A 15,183-nucleotide genomic window follows, 5' to 3' on the forward strand; every position below is an offset into this window, starting at 1 on the left:
CTACGCCGGATCAGGGTCTGAATCGTACGATGGCTGCTACTTAAGCTGATGGATGTTTAGTGAGTGCTGGCGCGCGTGAACAGCGTATGAGCAAGCTGGCGGTGTCGTTCCAGCACCTGTGGCAGATCGGTCGTCAGCAATTGGCCGTCTTCGACCACAACGCGGCCGTTGATCACGCTGGTCGATACCTGACCGGGCGTGCAGAAAACCAAGGAAGCCACGGGATCATGAGCGCCGGCGTACGCAATCGCGGATAGATCGAAGGACACGAAATCAGCGGACATGCCTGGCGCCAAGGCCCCTATATCGTCACGGCCCAGGACGCGGGCGCCGCCCAAGGTGGCGATTTCCAGGGCTTCACGCGCACTCAGGGCAGCCGGGCCATGACCCACCCGCTGCAGCAGCATGGCCTGGCGGACCTCGCCCAACATATGCGCCCCATCGTTGGAGGCGCTGCCATCCACGCCCAAGCCGACCGGCACTTGTGCGTCCAGCATCGCGCGCACCGGGGCAATGCCCGAGGCCAGCCGCATGTTCGAGCATGGGCAATGGGCGACCCCAGTGCCGGTACGGCCAAACAGCGCGATCCCGGCTGCATCCAGCTTGACGCAGTGCGCGTGCCAGACGTCATGCCCAACCCAGCCCAGGTCTTCTGCGTATTGTGCCGGTGTCATGCCAAATTTCTCTTGCGAGTAGATGACGTCATTATTGTTTTCTGCCAGATGGGTATGCAGGGAAACGCCATAATGGCGCGCCATCTGGGCGGATTCGCGCATCAGATCGCGTGATACCGAGAAAGGCGAGCACGGCGCCAACACGACACGCAGCATAGAATGGCGGGTCTCGTCATGATAGGTTTCGATAAGACGCTGACTGTCGCGCAGAATGACGGCTTCTTCCTCCACGACCGAGTCGGGTGGCAAGCCACCCTTGCTGCGGCCCACACTCATAGAGCCGCGAGCAGCATGAAAGCGCATCCCCATCTCCTGGGCGGCGGCAATCGAGTCATCCAGCCGCGATCCATTGGGGAACAGATAAAGATGATCGCTGGTGCTTGTGCAGCCAGACAGCATGAGTTCGGCCATGGCGGTCTTGGTGGATATGCCAATCATTTCCGGGGTCAGGTGCGACCACAGCATATACAGATTTCCCAGCCATGTGAACAGTTCGGCATCCTGGGCAGCCGGCACGGCACGCGTCAGGGACTGATACATGTGGTGGTGGGTATTCACCAGGCCTGGGATCAGCACGTGGCCGCGCATATCCAGCTTTTGCGCAGTCTTGTTGTCCAGCGCCTGGCGATACTCTGATGGCAGGCTTGCGCTGGGGCCCACCCACTTCACGACAGGGCCATCGGTGACCAGCGCCCCATCCGGAATTTCGCGCCGGTCGGCATCCATGGTCACCAGTACATCGGCGTTCAGAGCAATCAGCATTGTGTCAGCCATCCCGTCAATCAGATCAAGGTAAGATACTGTACTTCTCCTGCGATACCAACCAAGCCCACCGCCATGCGCATGAATCCTTCCACTTTGATTGGCATCGTGGCCAGCATCTTATTGCTGGCCATCGTTCTGGTGTTCTCCACCGAGGACCCGCGCCTGTTTGTCGACTTCCCTGGATTGGGAATCGTGTTGCTGGGCACGGCAGCGGCAACCTTTATTGCATACCCCTTGCGCGAGGTCATGCGCATCTTCGGCCTGATCCGCAGCGTAGTGCATCATGAACAGCTTTATGTGGATCGGGATCTGGAAGACTTGGTCAATATTGCCAAGATCTGGATGCAAAGCGATATCCGGGCGGTGGAAAATGCTTTGGAAAAGGTCTCGAACCCGTTCTTGCGCAGTGGCGTACAACTGGTGATCGATAATGTCCCCGAACAGGACATCCTGGATTTGCTGCAATGGCGCATTGCCCGCATGAAAGCCAAAGAACACGCCGAAGCCCAGTTATTTCGGGTGATGGCGGGTTTTGCCCCGGCCTTCGGCATGGTGGGCACCCTGGTGGGCCTGGTGAATCTGCTGTTTCTGTTGGGAGGCGGTGACATCACTGCCATCGGGCGGCAGATGGCGCTGGCCCTGATGACCACATTTTATGGGGTGCTGCTGGCCAACCTGCTGTTCAAGCCCATTGCCGTCAAGCTCGAACGCCGCACCGAGCAGCGTCTGGTGCTGATGAATACCATCATCCAGGGCATTTCGATGATGAGCCAAAAACGCAGCCCGGCCCTGATGCGCGAAACCCTGAAGGCCTTTGTGGCCGATGTGCGTGATGAAATCAAGGACAGCGACATGCTGGCCCACCGGGAATCCGCTGCATGAGATCCGGCCCCGTCGAGCTGCAGCCCGCGCGCGAGTTCATCCAGCGCATGCATGCGCTGGAAGCCGAGCTGCAACAAGCCCGTCAACAACAGCGCCGTCAGCGCTCGAACCCAGACGCCGCCGCCCGTTGGGGCCTGGAGGGCGGCACCCAGCCCCAGCAGGAAGAAGGCTGGTTTCTGACGTATCTCGACATGATGACGCTGCTGCTGGTGGCCATGATCGTGATGCTGGCTTTTTCTGGCTCGCTGAGCCAACAGCGCGACGGCATCGGCCATTCTTCTTCCACGGCCACAACGCCAGACCAGCAGCAGGCGCTGGTGTCGCCCCCCCCCTGCTGCCCTGGCCCCCCCGATGCTGTCCATGGCAGCGCCTATCAGCGGTGGCCTGATTCCCACTCCTGATTATTTTTCTCCCTACCCGGCCGCCCCGGCCAGCGACTTCCAGGATGCGGCCTATCCCGCCGCCAGCCTGGCGGCGCTGGCCAGCGCATATCCAACGCCGATGGACCTGGCACCGCCAGTTCCCGAGCCTGTCGCGGCACCGCTGGTCCCCGCCCCTGTCCCTGCACCATCGACCCCCACCATGGCCGTTGGCCCAAGCAACGACCCTGCCCCTGCCCCCACTGCTCCGCCTGCCGCCAGTCAACCGCTGATCGCCGGCACCGCCCCCGAATTGCCTGCCGCGACGGCCAATGCCGCAGAGCCCATCGCAGTCACCTCGGCGGCAGCACCAATATCAACGCCTGCTCCTGCTCCTGTGCCTGCGCCCGTGCCAGCCAGCCCCGCCCCGCCCGACATCAATCCGCAATCCGAGGGAGAGTCCTTGGCGGCCGACTTGGCTTTGGGCAAGTTGGGCAGCGAGGTCGAGGTCGTCGTCAATCAACGCTCGGTCAGCCTGCGGATCAATAGCGAAATCCTGTTCGGCACGGGCCAGGCGGATCTGAGCCCCCACGGCCAAGACGTGCTGAAGCGCATGGCTGCTTTGTTAGCCAGCAAAGGCTACGACATTGTGGTCGAAGGCCATACGGACTCTATCCCGGTGCGCAGCAATAGCCGGTATCCATCGAACTGGGAACTTTCTACCGACCGAGCCGGCAGCGTGGTGCGATTCCTGTTGGCCGGCGGCATCGACAAGGCCCATCTGCGGGCCGTCGGATTTGCCGATACTCGTCCGATCGCCACCAATCAGGATGCTCAGGGTCGGGCGCGCAACCGGCGCGTGGAATTGGTGATCGAAAAGGGCCAGACCGCCCGCCCCGTTGAAAGCGAGACTGTCGCAGCGACAGACAAACCTGTCCAGGCGGCTGATATCCAGGAGGCTCAGGATTCAGCCGCCCCCTCGGAAACCGATTTGATTCTTCAGCAGGCCCATCAGGGCCAGCCAGGGGTTCAGGACAGCCCGATGAATTCACCCACCGAATAATCAGTCTTTGGAAAAGGCCTGACCATCGAAATCCACAGTGACCAGATTGCCGTCCAAAGCTCCCATGCCAGGGGAATTCAGGGGCATGCCGGGGGCGGATACCCCGCGGATCTGGCTGCTGGCCAATAGCTTGCGCACAGCCGAAGCGGGCACGTGGCCTTCGATGATCTGACCGCTGGCTTCGATCCTGGCGGTGTGACACGAAGCCAGTTCCATCGGCACCCCCAGGCGGGCCTTGATCGCCGCCATGTCGGTTGTGGGAATTTCCTGTACCTCGAAACCCTCGGCCCGCATGTGTTCAGCCCAGCCATGGCAGCATCCGCAGTTAGGGTCCTGGTAGACCGTGACCGCCTGGCCACCGGCCAAAGCGCTCAGGCTGACGCCCAAGGTAGCAACAAACAAAGCAGAGCGAATCAAAACATGCATGGGGAAATTCCTGTGATGAACAGCATGGTGCAAATGAGACGCAGGCCCGATGATTTGGTTCCGGCCCATGACGGGCTGATCATAGCGTAAATCGGCTTTCGGCCCTTGAATCAGCGGCCTATCCTCCGGGCTGATCCCAATATAAGCAAATCTGACAAATCCCTACAATGGCGCTGCAATTCCCGGCACTGATCAGTGCCGTCTCCATATAGGTCACATGCCATGCGTCTACGATCATTATCCATCCGTGCCAAACTCGTCCTGGCTTCTGCGCTGACCGTGGCCATCGCCATGGTGCTGCTGGCCACCGCCAATGTCCTGTCGGCCCAGCTCACCGTCAAGGACTTGGTGGGCCAGCAGACCAGCAGCCTGATCAAGAGCAACGCCCGTGAAATAGAAAGCTGGGCGCGCGACAAAAAGGACATCCTGAGTTCGGTGGCTCCGGTGGCCATGAATGAAGACCCCGTGCCTTATCTGCAGCAGGCGCAACAATCCGGGCGCTTCATGCAGACCTATATTGGCCGTCAAGCCACCAAGCAGATGCTGACCAATGCCCCCCTGCACCTGCCCGATGGCTATGACCCCACCACCCGTCCCTGGTATATAGATGCCGTCAAGGAAGGCGGGCCCATCCTGACAGCCCCCTACCAGGATGCCTCATCCGGCAAGATCATACTCAGTGTCGCCACGCCAGTGGCTTCAGGCGGCAAGGTACAGGCCGTCATCGCTGGAGACATCACCCTGGATGACGTGGTTGCCAGCACCCGGGCATTGCGTCCGACCGAAAACAGCTTCGCCTATCTGGTCGCGGGCGACGGCAGCATCATCGCCCACCCGGACCCCGCCCTGACCTTGAAACCAGCCACGGATGTCTTTCCACGCTATAACCTGCAACGCTTGCAGCAATTGGCGGACAACCCCGGCGAACTGGGCGACACCATTATCGCCGGCCCGGTCTACTGGCTGACTGCCCACCCGATTGCCGACACCGGCTGGATGCTGGTGGTGGCCTTGAACCAGGATGATGTGCTGGCCGGCGTGCGCCAGATGCGCTGGCAGGCGGTGATCACCGGGATCATCATGATCTTGCTGGCCGCCACGGCCCTGACGCTGCTGGCACGCACGCTGCTGCGCCGCCTGGGCAGCCTGAAGGACGCCCTGCAGGACATCGCCTCGGGTGAAGGCGATCTTACCCTGCGCCTGGACCAGACCGGCCACGACGAACTTTCCCAGGTCGGGGCGTCGTTCAACCAATTCGTGGGCAAGATCGCAGGCACCTTGCGCAGCATCCGCCAGACCACGGACTCCGTGCATGTGGCTTCGGATGAAATCGCTGCGGGGAACGCCGATCTGGCCCGGCGCACCGAAGGCAATGCCGCCAGCCTGCAGGAAACCTCCAGCTCTATGGAAGAACTCTCCAGCACCGTCAAACAAACCGCCGATGCAGGCAATGCCGCCGTGGTTCTGGCCAACAGCGCACGCGATGCTGCCAATCAAGGTGGTGTCCTGATGGGCCAGGTGGTGGAAACCATGCAGGGCATGAATGACAATGCCAGCAAGATCGGCGACATTATCGGCGTCATCGACAGCATTGCCTTCCAAACCAATATTCTGGCCCTGAATGCAGCCGTCGAGGCCGCACGTGCCGGCGAGCACGGCAAGGGCTTTGCCGTCGTCGCCTCCGAGGTCCGTGCCTTGGCGCAACGCAGCGCGCAGTCCGCCCGCGAAATCAAATCCCTGATCGACACCAATGTGGCCCAGGTGGCCCATGGCGGCGACCGGGTCCGTCAAGCAGGCGAAGCCATGGACAAAATCGTCTCCGAGGTACAACGCGTCACCGATATCATCAACGAGATCAAAGTCGCCACCAACGAGCAAAGCCTGGGCATCAGCCAGATCGAAATCGCGGTCCAGCAACTGGATGGCGCTACCCAGCAAAACGCGGCGCTGGTGCAACAATCTGCTGCAGCGGCCGATAGCCTGCGGGATCAGGCACAGGCGCTGGCGCAGGCAGTGGCCGGCTTCAAGCTCGATGAGCACGCGCCGCAGCAGCATGCCCACGATCAGGGCAGTGGCCGACGACCTGCTTTGCCGGCGCCCAGAAAATAGCCTTACGGCGGGGTGGGTTTTTGTTGAAATTGGTCATATCGACATAGCCCATCCATTGTTCTCATTATTAAAGAGGCTCTCTAAAATCGCTGCATTGCCTACCAGTTATTCCTATCTGCGGCGCAACCGATCCACCAGAGGCCCTCATGAGCACATCCGCACCCACTCGTAAACACACTGTCGTGATCATTGGCGGCGGTACTGGCGGGGCTGCCGTTGCCGCCCGTCTGCGGCGCAATCAGCCGCAACTCGACATCGCCGTTATCGAGCCGTCATCGACCCATGATTACCAGCCGGCCTGGACACTGGTGGGCGGTGGCGCCTATCAGGCCAAGGATACGCGCCGGGCCTTGCATGACTGCCTGCCGACCGGCGTGCGACATATCGCCCAGCGCGTCCAGCGCCTGCTGCCTGATGAGCGCCAGGTCGAACTCGATGACGGCGCCCGGATCGTCTATGACTACCTGGTGGTGGCGGCTGGCATCCAGATCAATTGGAACGCCATCGACGGCTTGGCCGATGCCCTGGGAAAAAACGGCGTGACCAGCAACTATCGCTACGACCTGGCCCCCTATACCTGGGAGCTGGTCCAGCAGTTCCAGGGGGGAACGGCAATCTTTACCCAGCCAGCCGGTGCCGTCAAATGCCCAGGCGCGCCGCAAAAAGCCCTGTACTTGTCTGCGGATCATTTCCGTCGCCACGGCATCAAGTCCGCCAGCTTGCAGTTTCGTTCAGCCTGCCCCACTGTGTTCGGTATTCCGTTCTACGCTCAGGCCTTGGACAAGGTCATGGACTCGTATGCCGCCGATACGCACTATGGCAATGCCTTGGTGCAAGTGCGCGGCGAGGAAAAAATCGCTGTTTTTGAATCCACCGTGGATGGCCAGACCGTGCGCGAGGAAGTCGCCTACGACCTGCTGCATGTGGTGCCGCCCCAGAGCGCGCCGGATTTCATCCGGCTAAGCCCGCTGGCCGACGCCAACGGCTGGCTGGAAATCGACAAGCACACCCTGCGCCATCCGCGCTATCCCAATATCTTTGGCCTGGGCGATTGCACGTCCACCCCCAACAGCAAGACCGCAGCAGCCATCAAGAGCCAGGCGCCGGTCCTGGCAGGCAATCTGCTCAGTGCCTTGCGAGGGGCAGGCAATGTGGAATCCTACGACGGCTATGCCGCCTGCCCGCTGACGACATCGCGGGGCAAGGTTTTACTGGCCGAATTCACTTACGGCGGCACCATTACGCCCAGTTTTCCGGTCGACCCGCGCGTCCCACGCCGATTCTACTGGTGGCTCAAGCGTTCTTTCCTGCCCTGGTTCTACTGGAATATCTTGATCAAGGGCCGCGGGCTGCCAGTGACCCACAAAACCCGAGAATTTCCGGCTGGGGCGCCTTCGGTACAGCCATAAGTTCTGCTAGGATGGCACTTTGCCATCCTATTTCGTTTCAAGGCCTTCCATGTCCAAAATTGCTCTGGTGACCGGCGCCTCCGCCGGCTTTGGCGCCGCCATTTCGCAGCGCCTGGTTGCAGACGGCTACACCGTGATCGGCGCCGCCCGGCGCCTGGATCGGTTGCAATCCCTCAAATCCGATCTCGGAGATGCCTTTTTCCCCTTGGTGATGGATGTCACCGACGCCGCCTCGGTGGACCAGGGCTGTGCCTGGATAGAACAACAGTTCCAGGGGCTGGACTTGCTGGTCAATAATGCCGGCCTGGCGCTGGGGGTGGCCCCGGCGCAAGAAGCCTCGATGGTCGATTGGGAACGCATGATCGCCACCAACATACTGGGCCTGACCCGCCTGGTGCACGTCGTACTGCCCGGCATGGTCAAGCGCAACCAGGGCCACATCATCAATATCGGCTCTACGGCAGGCGACTATCCTTATCCGGGCGGTAACGTCTATGGCGCCACCAAGGCATTCGTGCGCCAGCTCAGCCTGAATCTACGGGCCGATCTCTTTGGCACCCGGGTGCGGGTCACCAATATAGAACCAGGCCTGTGCGGCGGCACGGAATTTTCCCTGGTTCGCCTGGGCGATGATCAACGCGCGGCAGCGGTCTACGACGGCGCAGATCCCTTGACCGCCGATGATGTGGCCGATGCCGTCGTCTGGGCAGCCACGCGCCCGGCCCGGGTCAATATCAACTCGATTGAACTCATGCCGGTGTCGCAGTCGTTTGCCGGCCTGAAAATACACCGCGAGCCCTGATTCAGTTTCGCACCAGCAACAGCGTCATAGACGTTGGCTCGATGATAGTCGCCCCGGTAAATGGTCGTTCATAGGACGCAATCAAATACATGGTGGCCCCGAACCCCAGCGTAAAAAGCCCCAAGGCCATCACCAATGCCCGGCGTTGCGTCAGATGTATCTCGCAAATCACGCACGCCGCCACAAACAGCAGCACCAGCACCGTGGTCCACTTGGTGGCGGCGACCCGGCTGTGCGACACCAGCAGGCGGTGATTACGGGCAACGTCCACCTGCTGCGTGTAGTGGCGCAGATCTTTGGCGGACTGTCTCAAGAGAATAGCTGGTGCGCTTTTGGCCTGCTCGGCCAAGACCTCGAGCTGAATCGCCATATACGCCAGTGCATCCAATGAGTCATCGGCCTGGCGGCTGGCCTGGCCCTTGGCCATCAGGGGCCATTCGACTTCGACCACCTCGCGGATATAGTCATCCGTCAGGCCAGTCAGTTGCTCGCGCAGATCGGTCGGCAAATGCTGGGCAATGCGCAGAATATCCCCCACCGCCATGGCTTCCTGCTCGACGGCGGTCTGGCCCTTGGCTTCGTGCTGCCAGATATCGGATGCCACAAATGCCACCACCATGCCGGTGGGCAACAACACCCCTGAGAGCATGGTGCTGATCATGGTGGTCTTATGGCGATTTGGCCAGATCAGACGCAGCAGCCACATGCTGGCTGCTGCCGATACGACCAGTAGACCCGTCAGCAGGACACAAACAAGAAACAGCATCCAGTTGGGCAGGTCATACATAAAATCAAGCATGAGGTCTCCGGTCTTGCTGCAAAATCTGCATCATTATCGCTGAATCCCTCCGGGGTATTCGAGGATAGTATCTGGCACAGGCTTGCTCGATACAGTAGGATATAAATTGTTGATGCCAGGAAACCCGATGATGCACCCACCGCGCTTTGCCTATTCCAGACTGTACCGGCCCCTGCTGGCCACCACCATGACGCTGGCACTGGCCGCCTGCGCCAGCAGCCCGCAAGGCGATATTTCCCTGGTGCCCGCCCAATTGGACCAGCAAACCAGCCAATCAGGTTTGTTCTCCCAGCCGATTCAATGGTCCGGAGAACGCCCTGGCTGCAAGGGCGAATGTCCTAAATTAGTGATTGATTCCCTGGCTTTCCCCGGCAATCCCCGCCTGACCGGCCTGGTGGACCATGCCCTGGCCACCATGACCTGGCTGGATACCAGCCGCCCTGCCCCTTACGATACTTTGCAGGCATACCAGGCTTACTACTGGAAGACCGCCGCCCCTCGGGACGAGGCCAATCTGATCGCCCGCAACCGCTATCGCAATGCGCACTTGACGGTGATCGAGCTCAACGTAGGCCAATATCAAACCGGCATGGCGCACGGCATAACAGGCACCCAGTTCATCAACTGGGACAATCAAAGCGCCAAGGCCCTGACCATAGACCAGTTGCTGCAGCCTGGGGCGCGCCCTGGCTTTGATGCAGCCTTGCAGGCAGTGCATGACAAGTGGGTGCTGGCCCACCGCGATGCGATCCAGGACCCGGATAGCTTCAGTCGCATGTGGCCCTTTGCCACCAGCGATAACGTCGCGATCACCGACCAGGGGGTGTTGGTGAAATATCAGTCCTACGAAATCGCGCCTTACGCCTGGGGCCAACCCGAACTTTTGATTCCCTATACCCAGTTGCAGGGTATTTTGCGGCCCGCGTATCTGCCGCCCAATCTCTGATGGCTGCTACCGGACGCATGGCCACTGCCTAAGCCATCGACATGCGCGTGCTGGTGGGACTCCGGTCTGGACATATACCCATATTTCCAGACCGCATTATGCGCATCCCTCATATCGTTGGACAAAACGATTCGTTCGGCCTGACCTCCGATGCACGTAAGCTGATGCCTTGACTCATTCAATGACAAGGCATTCAGTTTATGCGCTTTCGATTGCTGCCCTGGCTGACGACAGCCGTGCTGGCCCTGGGGACGGCACAGGCAAGCAACATCAGTTTGCTGAATGCTTCCTATGACCCGACCCGCGAGCTATATCAGGCATACAACACCGCATTTTCCCGGTATTGGCTGAACAAGACCGGCGATCATGTCCTGGTCCGGCAGTCTCATGGGGGTTCAGGCAAACAGGCGCGTTCAGTGCTGGATGGCCTGCCCGCCGATATTGTTACCCTGGCGCTGGCGCCGGATATCGACATTCTGGCTGCCCGAGGCCTGGTCCGGGCCGATTGGCAGCAGCAATACCCTCAGCACAGCGTCCCCTATTACTCCACCATTGTCTTTCTGGTGCGCAAGGGCAATCCGAAAAACATCCGCGACTGGCCTGACCTGCTGCATCCCGGTGTCCAGGTGATTACGCCCAACCCCAAGACATCGGGGGGCGCCCGCTGGAATTATCTGGCCGCCTGGGGCGCGGCATTGCTGGGCAGCGCAGGAGATGAAAAACAGGCGCGCGACTATATCCGGCAGCTTTACCGTCATGTGCCGATGCTGGATACCGGCGCGCGCGCCGCCACCACCAGCTTTGCCGAACGGGGCATCGGGGATGTGCTGATTACCTGGGAAAACGAGGCGTTTCTGGCAATTCGGGAACTGGGGGCGGATCGTCTGGAGATGGTCATCCCCCCCATCAGCATTCGCGCCGAACCCCCGGTTGCACTGGTGGAGCAAACCGTCGCCCGACGCAATACCAGGGCTGTGGCCCAAGCCTACCTGGAGTACTTGTATTCCCCAGAGGCGCAAGAAATCGTCGCACAGCACTACTACCGCCCTACCCTGGCGTCGGCGGCCCAGCGCCATGCAGCGCAGTTTGCCCCCTTATCCTTATTTACCATCCGAGACCTGGGGCCAGACTGGGCCAGCCTGCAGGCGCAACATTTTTCCGATGGCGGCATCTTCGATCAAATCTACCAGCCGGAGAGCCACTAAACCATGGCCACTTCTGTCTTGCAAGACAGCCCGAGCGCACGCGTGCTGCCCGGACGCAATCTGACCTTGGGGTTAAGCCTGGGCTATCTGTGCCTAGTGGTGTTGCTGCCCTTATCGGCTGCCTACCTGACGGCGGCCAACCAGAGCCTGGAGGCATTTTGGCAGGCCGTCAGCAACCCTCGGGTGCTGGCATCCTACCGGCTGACCTTCGGTGCGGCCTTGCTGGCCGCGATGGTCAATGCGGTATTCGGCGGGATTGTGGCCTGGGTGTTGGTCCGTTATCCGTTTCCAGGTCGACGGCTGCTGGACGCCTTGGTTGATTTGCCCTTTGCCTTGCCCACGGCGGTGGCGGGGATTGCCCTGACCGCGCTCTATACCCCACGGGGCTGGCTCGGGGCCTGGCTGGCCACGCTGGATATCCAGGTGGCATTTCAACCTTTGGGGATCGTCGTTGCCCTGATTTTCGTAGGCTTGCCATTTGTCGTGCGAACAGTGCAGCCCGTGCTGGAAGACATGCCGGCCGACTTCGAAGAAGCCGCCAGCAGCCTGGGGGCCTCGCGCTGGCAGGTATTCACCAGGGTCATCCTGCCGACGCTGCTGCCATCCCTGATCACTGGGTTTGCCCTGGCCTTTGCCCGTGCCACGGGCGAATACGGTTCCGTGATCTTCATTGCCGGGAATCTACCCATGGTGTCGGAAATCACGCCCTTGTTGATTGTGACCAAGCTGGAGCAATACGACTATCCCGGTGCGACGGCGATTGCCGTCGTGATGCTGAGTCTTTCTTTTCTTATGCTGCTGGCCATCAACCTGCTGCAAGCCTGGGTACGCCGCCGCACGCTGGGCCAGACCCTTTAACTGGAACCCCATTGATGAACAGCCTGACAATCCCATCGCCACTCGCCCAAGCCCAGCCAGACCTGGAGGGGCGGCTGACGCGCGGCCTGTTGACGGGGGTGGCCTTTATATTTTTACTGCTGTTTTTATTATTGCCGCTGGTGACGGTTTTTTATGAGGCGCTGGGCAAGGGCTTGGCGGTCTCCCTGCAGGCCATCAGCGACCCGGATGCCCTGGCCGCAATCCGGTTGACCCTGCTTGCGGCGGGCATTGCCGTGCCGCTGAATCTGGTGTTCGGGGTGTGTGCCGCCTGGGCGATTGCACGCTTTGATTTCCGCGGGAAAAACCTGTTCATCACCCTGATCGATCTGCCGTTTTCCGTATCGCCCGTGATTGCCGGGCTGATTTATGTTTTGCTGTTCGGTGCCCAGGGCTGGTTTGGTCCCTGGCTGCAAGCCCATGATGTGCAGATCTTGTTTGCCGTCCCGGGCATCGTGCTGGCGACGGTATTTGTCACGGTGCCTTTCGTGGCCCGCGAACTGATTCCCCTGATGCAGGCCCAGGGCAGCGATGAAGAAGAAGCGGCCATCGTGCTGGGCGCATCCGGCTGGCGGGTATTTTGGCACGTGACGCTGCCCAATATCCGCTGGGGCTTGTTCTACGGCGTGATTCTCTGCAACGCCCGAGCCATGGGTGAGTTCGGCGCCGTTTCGGTTGTTTCGGGCCACATTCGTGGCTTGACCAACACCATGCCGCTGCACGTAGAAATTTTATACAACGAATATAACTTTGCCGCGGCTTTTTCGGTGGCTGCCTTGCTGGCCCTGCTGGCGCTGCTGTCCCTGGCCCTGAAATCCCTGGTGCAATGGCGCTTGCGCGTGCAGACCGCCAAACCTCATTCGGAGACCTGATCATGAGCATTGAAGTCCGCCACGTCCACAAGACTTTCGGCAACTTTACCGCACTGGGCGATATTTCACTGACATTTCCCGACGGACGTCTGACCGCGCTGCTGGGGCCTTCGGGCTGCGGCAAGACTACCCTGCTGCGTATTATTGCCGGCCTGGAGCAGCCCGACGGGGGGCAAGTGCTGCTGGAGGGATTGGATGCTTCGCATACCCATGTGCGCCAGCGCCAAGTAGGTTTTGTCTTCCAGCACTATGCCTTGTTTCGCCACATGTCGGTGTTCGACAACGTCGCATTCGGTTTGCGTGTGAAGCCGCGCAAGCAGCGCCCCAGCGTACGCCAGATCCATGACAAGGTCATGGGATTGCTGGAACTCGTCCAGCTGGATTGGCTGGCCGACCGCCGACCCGGCGCCCTGTCCGGCGGGCAGCGCCAGCGCATTGCGCTGGCGCGCGCCTTGGCGGTAGAGCCGCGCGTCTTGCTGCTGGACGAACCTTTTGGGGCGCTCGATGCCAAAGTCCGCAAGGAATTGCGGCGCTGGCTGCGCCGCCTGCACGATGAACTGCACATGACCAGCCTGTTTGTCACCCACGACCAGGAAGAAGCCCTGGAGGTTGCCGATCAGGTGGTCATCATGAATCGAGGCCAGGTCGAACAAGTCGGCAGTCCGCAGGCGGTCTACGATCAGCCTGCCAGCCCCTTTGTCTATGGTTTCTTGGGGCACGTGAATTTATTCCATGGCCGGGTGCAGGCGGGCTGCCTGCATACCGGTGGCGCCACGCTGGGCCGTTTAGGCATCGATCTGGGTGCCAGCGGCCAGGGCACCGCCTACGTGCGGCCCCATGATATCCAGATTGTGCCGCTGGGCACCAAGCATACAGACGCGCCCTCCGAGGGCCTGCTGGTGAATCTGCAGCGGGCTCATGCCTTTGGTCCGCTGGCGCAGCTGGAGCTGCGCCGCGAAGACACTCAGGAAATCATCGAAGTGGTCATGCCCAGCCAGGAGTTCGATCAAATCCGGGCGCAAGGCCACCAGCGCTTCATTGCGCACCCGCGGCATGCGCGGGTGTTTTTGCAATAGCTTGCTGCCTGTGCGATGCCCAACTGGCCCAACCGGGAGTTAGCCTTTTGCATGTCTCTCTGAGCGATTTGCGCGGAAGCTTATTTCACCGGCTCGTCGAAGCGATCCAGATCGAAGTAGCGTGAGAAAGAAGAGGCGTCCTGCGCATCCTTGGCGGGCGCCGGGCTTGGCTCGGGCTGCGGTTCCGGCAGGCCGGCCGCCTGTCTGGCCCGCTGGCTGCGAACCTGGTCGGCTGCTGCTTTTATGCCTTTCGCCATCGACGTGTTATTGCGTTTCAGGGCCCAGTCGACCGCAGTCTCGCCAGTTGCAGTGACCATGGTCGGATCCGCCCCGTGGTCCAGCAGCAATTGGGCCATGGCTGATTTTCCAGACAAGGCCGCCATCATTAACGGCGTCGTGCCATCCGGGCCGGGGGCATTGATGATGGCGCCATGCTTGATCAGCATGCGGGCGGTGTCTACCTGGCCTTTGGACGCCGCATAGTGCAAGGGCGTCCAGCCCAGACGATTAAGCTGGGCGCCTGCCTGGATCAAGGCGGCGGCACGGTCGGTCTCGCCCAAAATGCAGAGGTACATCAGGGCGGTTTCATCCTGCGCGTTGGGCTGGTCGATCTGGATGCCGGGGGCCAGCAGCAGCACATCGTATACCCGCCAGGATTGTTCGCGCACAGCCTGCGTCAGGGCAGGATTGCCGATCTTATTCAGTGCGCTGGTGTCCGTGCCGCGCAATAGCCGGGCCTGCACCGCACTGACATCGTCCCGGCGGATAGCCGACCACCAATCGGAGTCCGGGGCGGACTGCGCCTGGGCGCCAAAGGCCAGGAAAAGCAAACCCAGCACCAGACCAGCCAACAGGCTGGGCAAACGAACAATGGCCGGACGACCCCGGGAGCTTGTAAGTATAGGCAGCATAGGGATTTT

15 protein-coding genes are annotated in these 15,183 nt (G+C 60.8%); 11 read left to right on the forward strand and 4 right to left on the reverse strand.

Annotated features, from left to right (window positions below; translation table 11 throughout):
* Positions 1 to 56: 56 nt before the first annotated feature.
* Positions 57 to 1,448, reverse strand: coding sequence for an 8-oxoguanine deaminase (locus tag VDP81_RS00160; RefSeq protein ID WP_323011216.1), 1,392 nt, complete (start codon positions 1,446 to 1,448; stop codon positions 57 to 59).
* Positions 1,449 to 1,517: 69 nt separating this feature from the next.
* Between VDP81_RS00160 and VDP81_RS00165 the strand changes: the two genes are divergently transcribed.
* The 3 genes from VDP81_RS00165 to VDP81_RS00175 are packed head-to-tail and all read left to right on the forward strand — an operon-like array spanning position 1,518 to position 3,743.
* Positions 1,518 to 2,321, forward strand: coding sequence for a motility protein A (locus tag VDP81_RS00165; protein WP_323011217.1), 804 nt, complete (start codon positions 1,518 to 1,520; stop codon positions 2,319 to 2,321).
* Positions 2,318 to 2,722, forward strand: a complete 405-nt coding sequence (locus tag VDP81_RS00170; protein ID WP_323011218.1) for a flagellar motor protein MotB — start codon at positions 2,318 to 2,320, stop codon at positions 2,720 to 2,722. Before VDP81_RS00165 ends, VDP81_RS00170 begins: the two co-directional genes overlap by 4 nt.
* Positions 2,682 to 3,743, forward strand: a complete 1,062-nt coding sequence (locus VDP81_RS00175) for an OmpA family protein (protein ID WP_323011219.1) — start codon at positions 2,682 to 2,684, stop codon at positions 3,741 to 3,743. Before VDP81_RS00170 ends, VDP81_RS00175 begins: the two co-directional genes overlap by 41 nt.
* Here VDP81_RS00175 and VDP81_RS00180 read toward each other — a convergent pair whose 3' ends face one another.
* Entirely contained in the window at positions 3,744 to 4,169 is a 426-nt protein-coding gene (locus VDP81_RS00180) for a DUF411 domain-containing protein (RefSeq protein WP_323011220.1), read from the reverse strand.
* A 222-nt stretch (positions 4,170 to 4,391) separates the two neighbouring features.
* On the opposite strand from VDP81_RS00180, the gene VDP81_RS00185 reads away from it, so the two are divergent.
* The 3 genes from VDP81_RS00185 (at position 4,392) to VDP81_RS00195 (ending at position 8,489) form a co-directional block, all read left to right on the forward strand.
* Positions 4,392 to 6,278 (forward strand): methyl-accepting chemotaxis protein, encoded by a 1,887-nt coding sequence (locus VDP81_RS00185; protein ID WP_323011221.1) that lies wholly within the window; start codon positions 4,392 to 4,394, stop codon positions 6,276 to 6,278.
* Positions 6,279 to 6,424: 146 nt separating this feature from the next.
* Positions 6,425 to 7,687, forward strand: a complete 1,263-nt coding sequence (locus VDP81_RS00190; protein ID WP_322994987.1) for an FAD/NAD(P)-binding oxidoreductase — start codon at positions 6,425 to 6,427, stop codon at positions 7,685 to 7,687.
* 49 nt (positions 7,688 to 7,736) lie between these two features.
* Complete coding sequence (locus tag VDP81_RS00195; protein ID WP_323011222.1) at positions 7,737 to 8,489, forward strand: SDR family NAD(P)-dependent oxidoreductase; 753 nt, start codon at positions 7,737 to 7,739, stop codon at positions 8,487 to 8,489.
* 1 nt (position 8,490) lies between these two features.
* Here the strand turns inward: VDP81_RS00195 and VDP81_RS00200 are convergent, their stop codons facing one another.
* Entirely contained in the window at positions 8,491 to 9,288 is a 798-nt protein-coding gene (locus tag VDP81_RS00200) for a hypothetical protein (protein WP_322994985.1), read from the reverse strand.
* A 127-nt stretch (positions 9,289 to 9,415) separates the two neighbouring features.
* Between VDP81_RS00200 and VDP81_RS00205 the strand changes: the two genes are divergently transcribed.
* From VDP81_RS00205 to VDP81_RS00225, 5 genes are all read left to right on the forward strand, one after another.
* Positions 9,416 to 10,234, forward strand: coding sequence for an RsiV family protein (locus tag VDP81_RS00205; protein WP_322994984.1), 819 nt, complete (start codon positions 9,416 to 9,418; stop codon positions 10,232 to 10,234).
* 200 nt (positions 10,235 to 10,434) lie between these two features.
* The gene (locus VDP81_RS00210) at positions 10,435 to 11,439 is read left to right on the forward strand and encodes a sulfate ABC transporter substrate-binding protein (RefSeq protein ID WP_323011223.1); all 1,005 of its coding nucleotides are present in this window, start codon (positions 10,435 to 10,437) and stop codon (positions 11,437 to 11,439) included.
* A gap of 3 nt (positions 11,440 to 11,442) precedes the next feature.
* Positions 11,443 to 12,297 carry a sulfate ABC transporter permease subunit CysT gene (gene cysT / locus VDP81_RS00215; RefSeq protein WP_322994982.1) on the forward strand — a complete coding sequence of 285 codons (855 nt, stop codon included), beginning with the start codon at positions 11,443 to 11,445 and terminating at the stop codon, positions 12,295 to 12,297.
* Positions 12,298 to 12,311: 14 nt separating this feature from the next.
* Positions 12,312 to 13,187 carry a sulfate ABC transporter permease subunit CysW gene (gene cysW, locus VDP81_RS00220; protein ID WP_322994981.1) on the forward strand — a complete coding sequence of 292 codons (876 nt, stop codon included), beginning with the start codon at positions 12,312 to 12,314 and terminating at the stop codon, positions 13,185 to 13,187.
* A 2-nt stretch (positions 13,188 to 13,189) separates the two neighbouring features.
* Positions 13,190 to 14,263 carry a sulfate ABC transporter ATP-binding protein gene (locus tag VDP81_RS00225; protein ID WP_323011224.1) on the forward strand — a complete coding sequence of 358 codons (1,074 nt, stop codon included), beginning with the start codon at positions 13,190 to 13,192 and terminating at the stop codon, positions 14,261 to 14,263.
* An 80-nt stretch (positions 14,264 to 14,343) separates the two neighbouring features.
* On the opposite strand, the gene VDP81_RS00230 is transcribed toward VDP81_RS00225, so the two are convergent.
* Positions 14,344 to 15,174 carry an ankyrin repeat domain-containing protein gene (locus VDP81_RS00230; protein WP_323011225.1) on the reverse strand — a complete coding sequence of 277 codons (831 nt, stop codon included), beginning with the start codon at positions 15,172 to 15,174 and terminating at the stop codon, positions 14,344 to 14,346.
* Positions 15,175 to 15,183: the final 9 nt, after the last annotated feature.

The sequence above is a fragment of the Castellaniella sp. genome, from assembly GCF_034675845.1.
Classification (GTDB): Bacteria; Pseudomonadota; Gammaproteobacteria; order Burkholderiales; family Burkholderiaceae_B; genus Castellaniella.

Excerpts from the sequence above, each read along its gene's own strand:
- VDP81_RS00180 (WP_323011220.1), bottom strand. The coding sequence starts at position 4,169 with ATGCATGTTTTGATTCGCTCTGCTTTGTTTGTTGCTACCTTGGGCGTC.
- VDP81_RS00190 (WP_322994987.1), top strand. The coding sequence starts at position 6,425 with ATGAGCACATCCGCACCCACTCGTAAACACACTGTCGTGATCATTGGC.
- cysW (WP_322994981.1), top strand. The coding sequence starts at position 12,312 with ATGAACAGCCTGACAATCCCATCGCCACTCGCCCAAGCCCAGCCAGAC.
- VDP81_RS00230 (WP_323011225.1), bottom strand. The coding sequence starts at position 15,174 with ATGCTGCCTATACTTACAAGCTCCCGGGGTCGTCCGGCCATTGTTCGT.
- VDP81_RS00195 (WP_323011222.1), top strand. The coding sequence starts at position 7,737 with ATGTCCAAAATTGCTCTGGTGACCGGCGCCTCCGCCGGCTTTGGCGCC.
- VDP81_RS00170 (WP_323011218.1), top strand. The coding sequence starts at position 2,318 with ATGAGATCCGGCCCCGTCGAGCTGCAGCCCGCGCGCGAGTTCATCCAG.
- VDP81_RS00185 (WP_323011221.1), top strand. The coding sequence starts at position 4,392 with ATGCGTCTACGATCATTATCCATCCGTGCCAAACTCGTCCTGGCTTCT.
- cysT (WP_322994982.1), top strand. The coding sequence starts at position 11,443 with ATGGCCACTTCTGTCTTGCAAGACAGCCCGAGCGCACGCGTGCTGCCC.
- VDP81_RS00160 (WP_323011216.1), bottom strand. The coding sequence starts at position 1,448 with ATGGCTGACACAATGCTGATTGCTCTGAACGCCGATGTACTGGTGACC.
- VDP81_RS00200 (WP_322994985.1), bottom strand. The coding sequence starts at position 9,288 with ATGCTTGATTTTATGTATGACCTGCCCAACTGGATGCTGTTTCTTGTT.
- VDP81_RS00225 (WP_323011224.1), top strand. The coding sequence starts at position 13,190 with ATGAGCATTGAAGTCCGCCACGTCCACAAGACTTTCGGCAACTTTACC.
- VDP81_RS00175 (WP_323011219.1), top strand. The coding sequence starts at position 2,682 with ATGGCAGCGCCTATCAGCGGTGGCCTGATTCCCACTCCTGATTATTTT.
- VDP81_RS00165 (WP_323011217.1), top strand. The coding sequence starts at position 1,518 with ATGAATCCTTCCACTTTGATTGGCATCGTGGCCAGCATCTTATTGCTG.
- VDP81_RS00210 (WP_323011223.1), top strand. The coding sequence starts at position 10,435 with ATGCGCTTTCGATTGCTGCCCTGGCTGACGACAGCCGTGCTGGCCCTG.
- VDP81_RS00205 (WP_322994984.1), top strand. The coding sequence starts at position 9,416 with ATGATGCACCCACCGCGCTTTGCCTATTCCAGACTGTACCGGCCCCTG.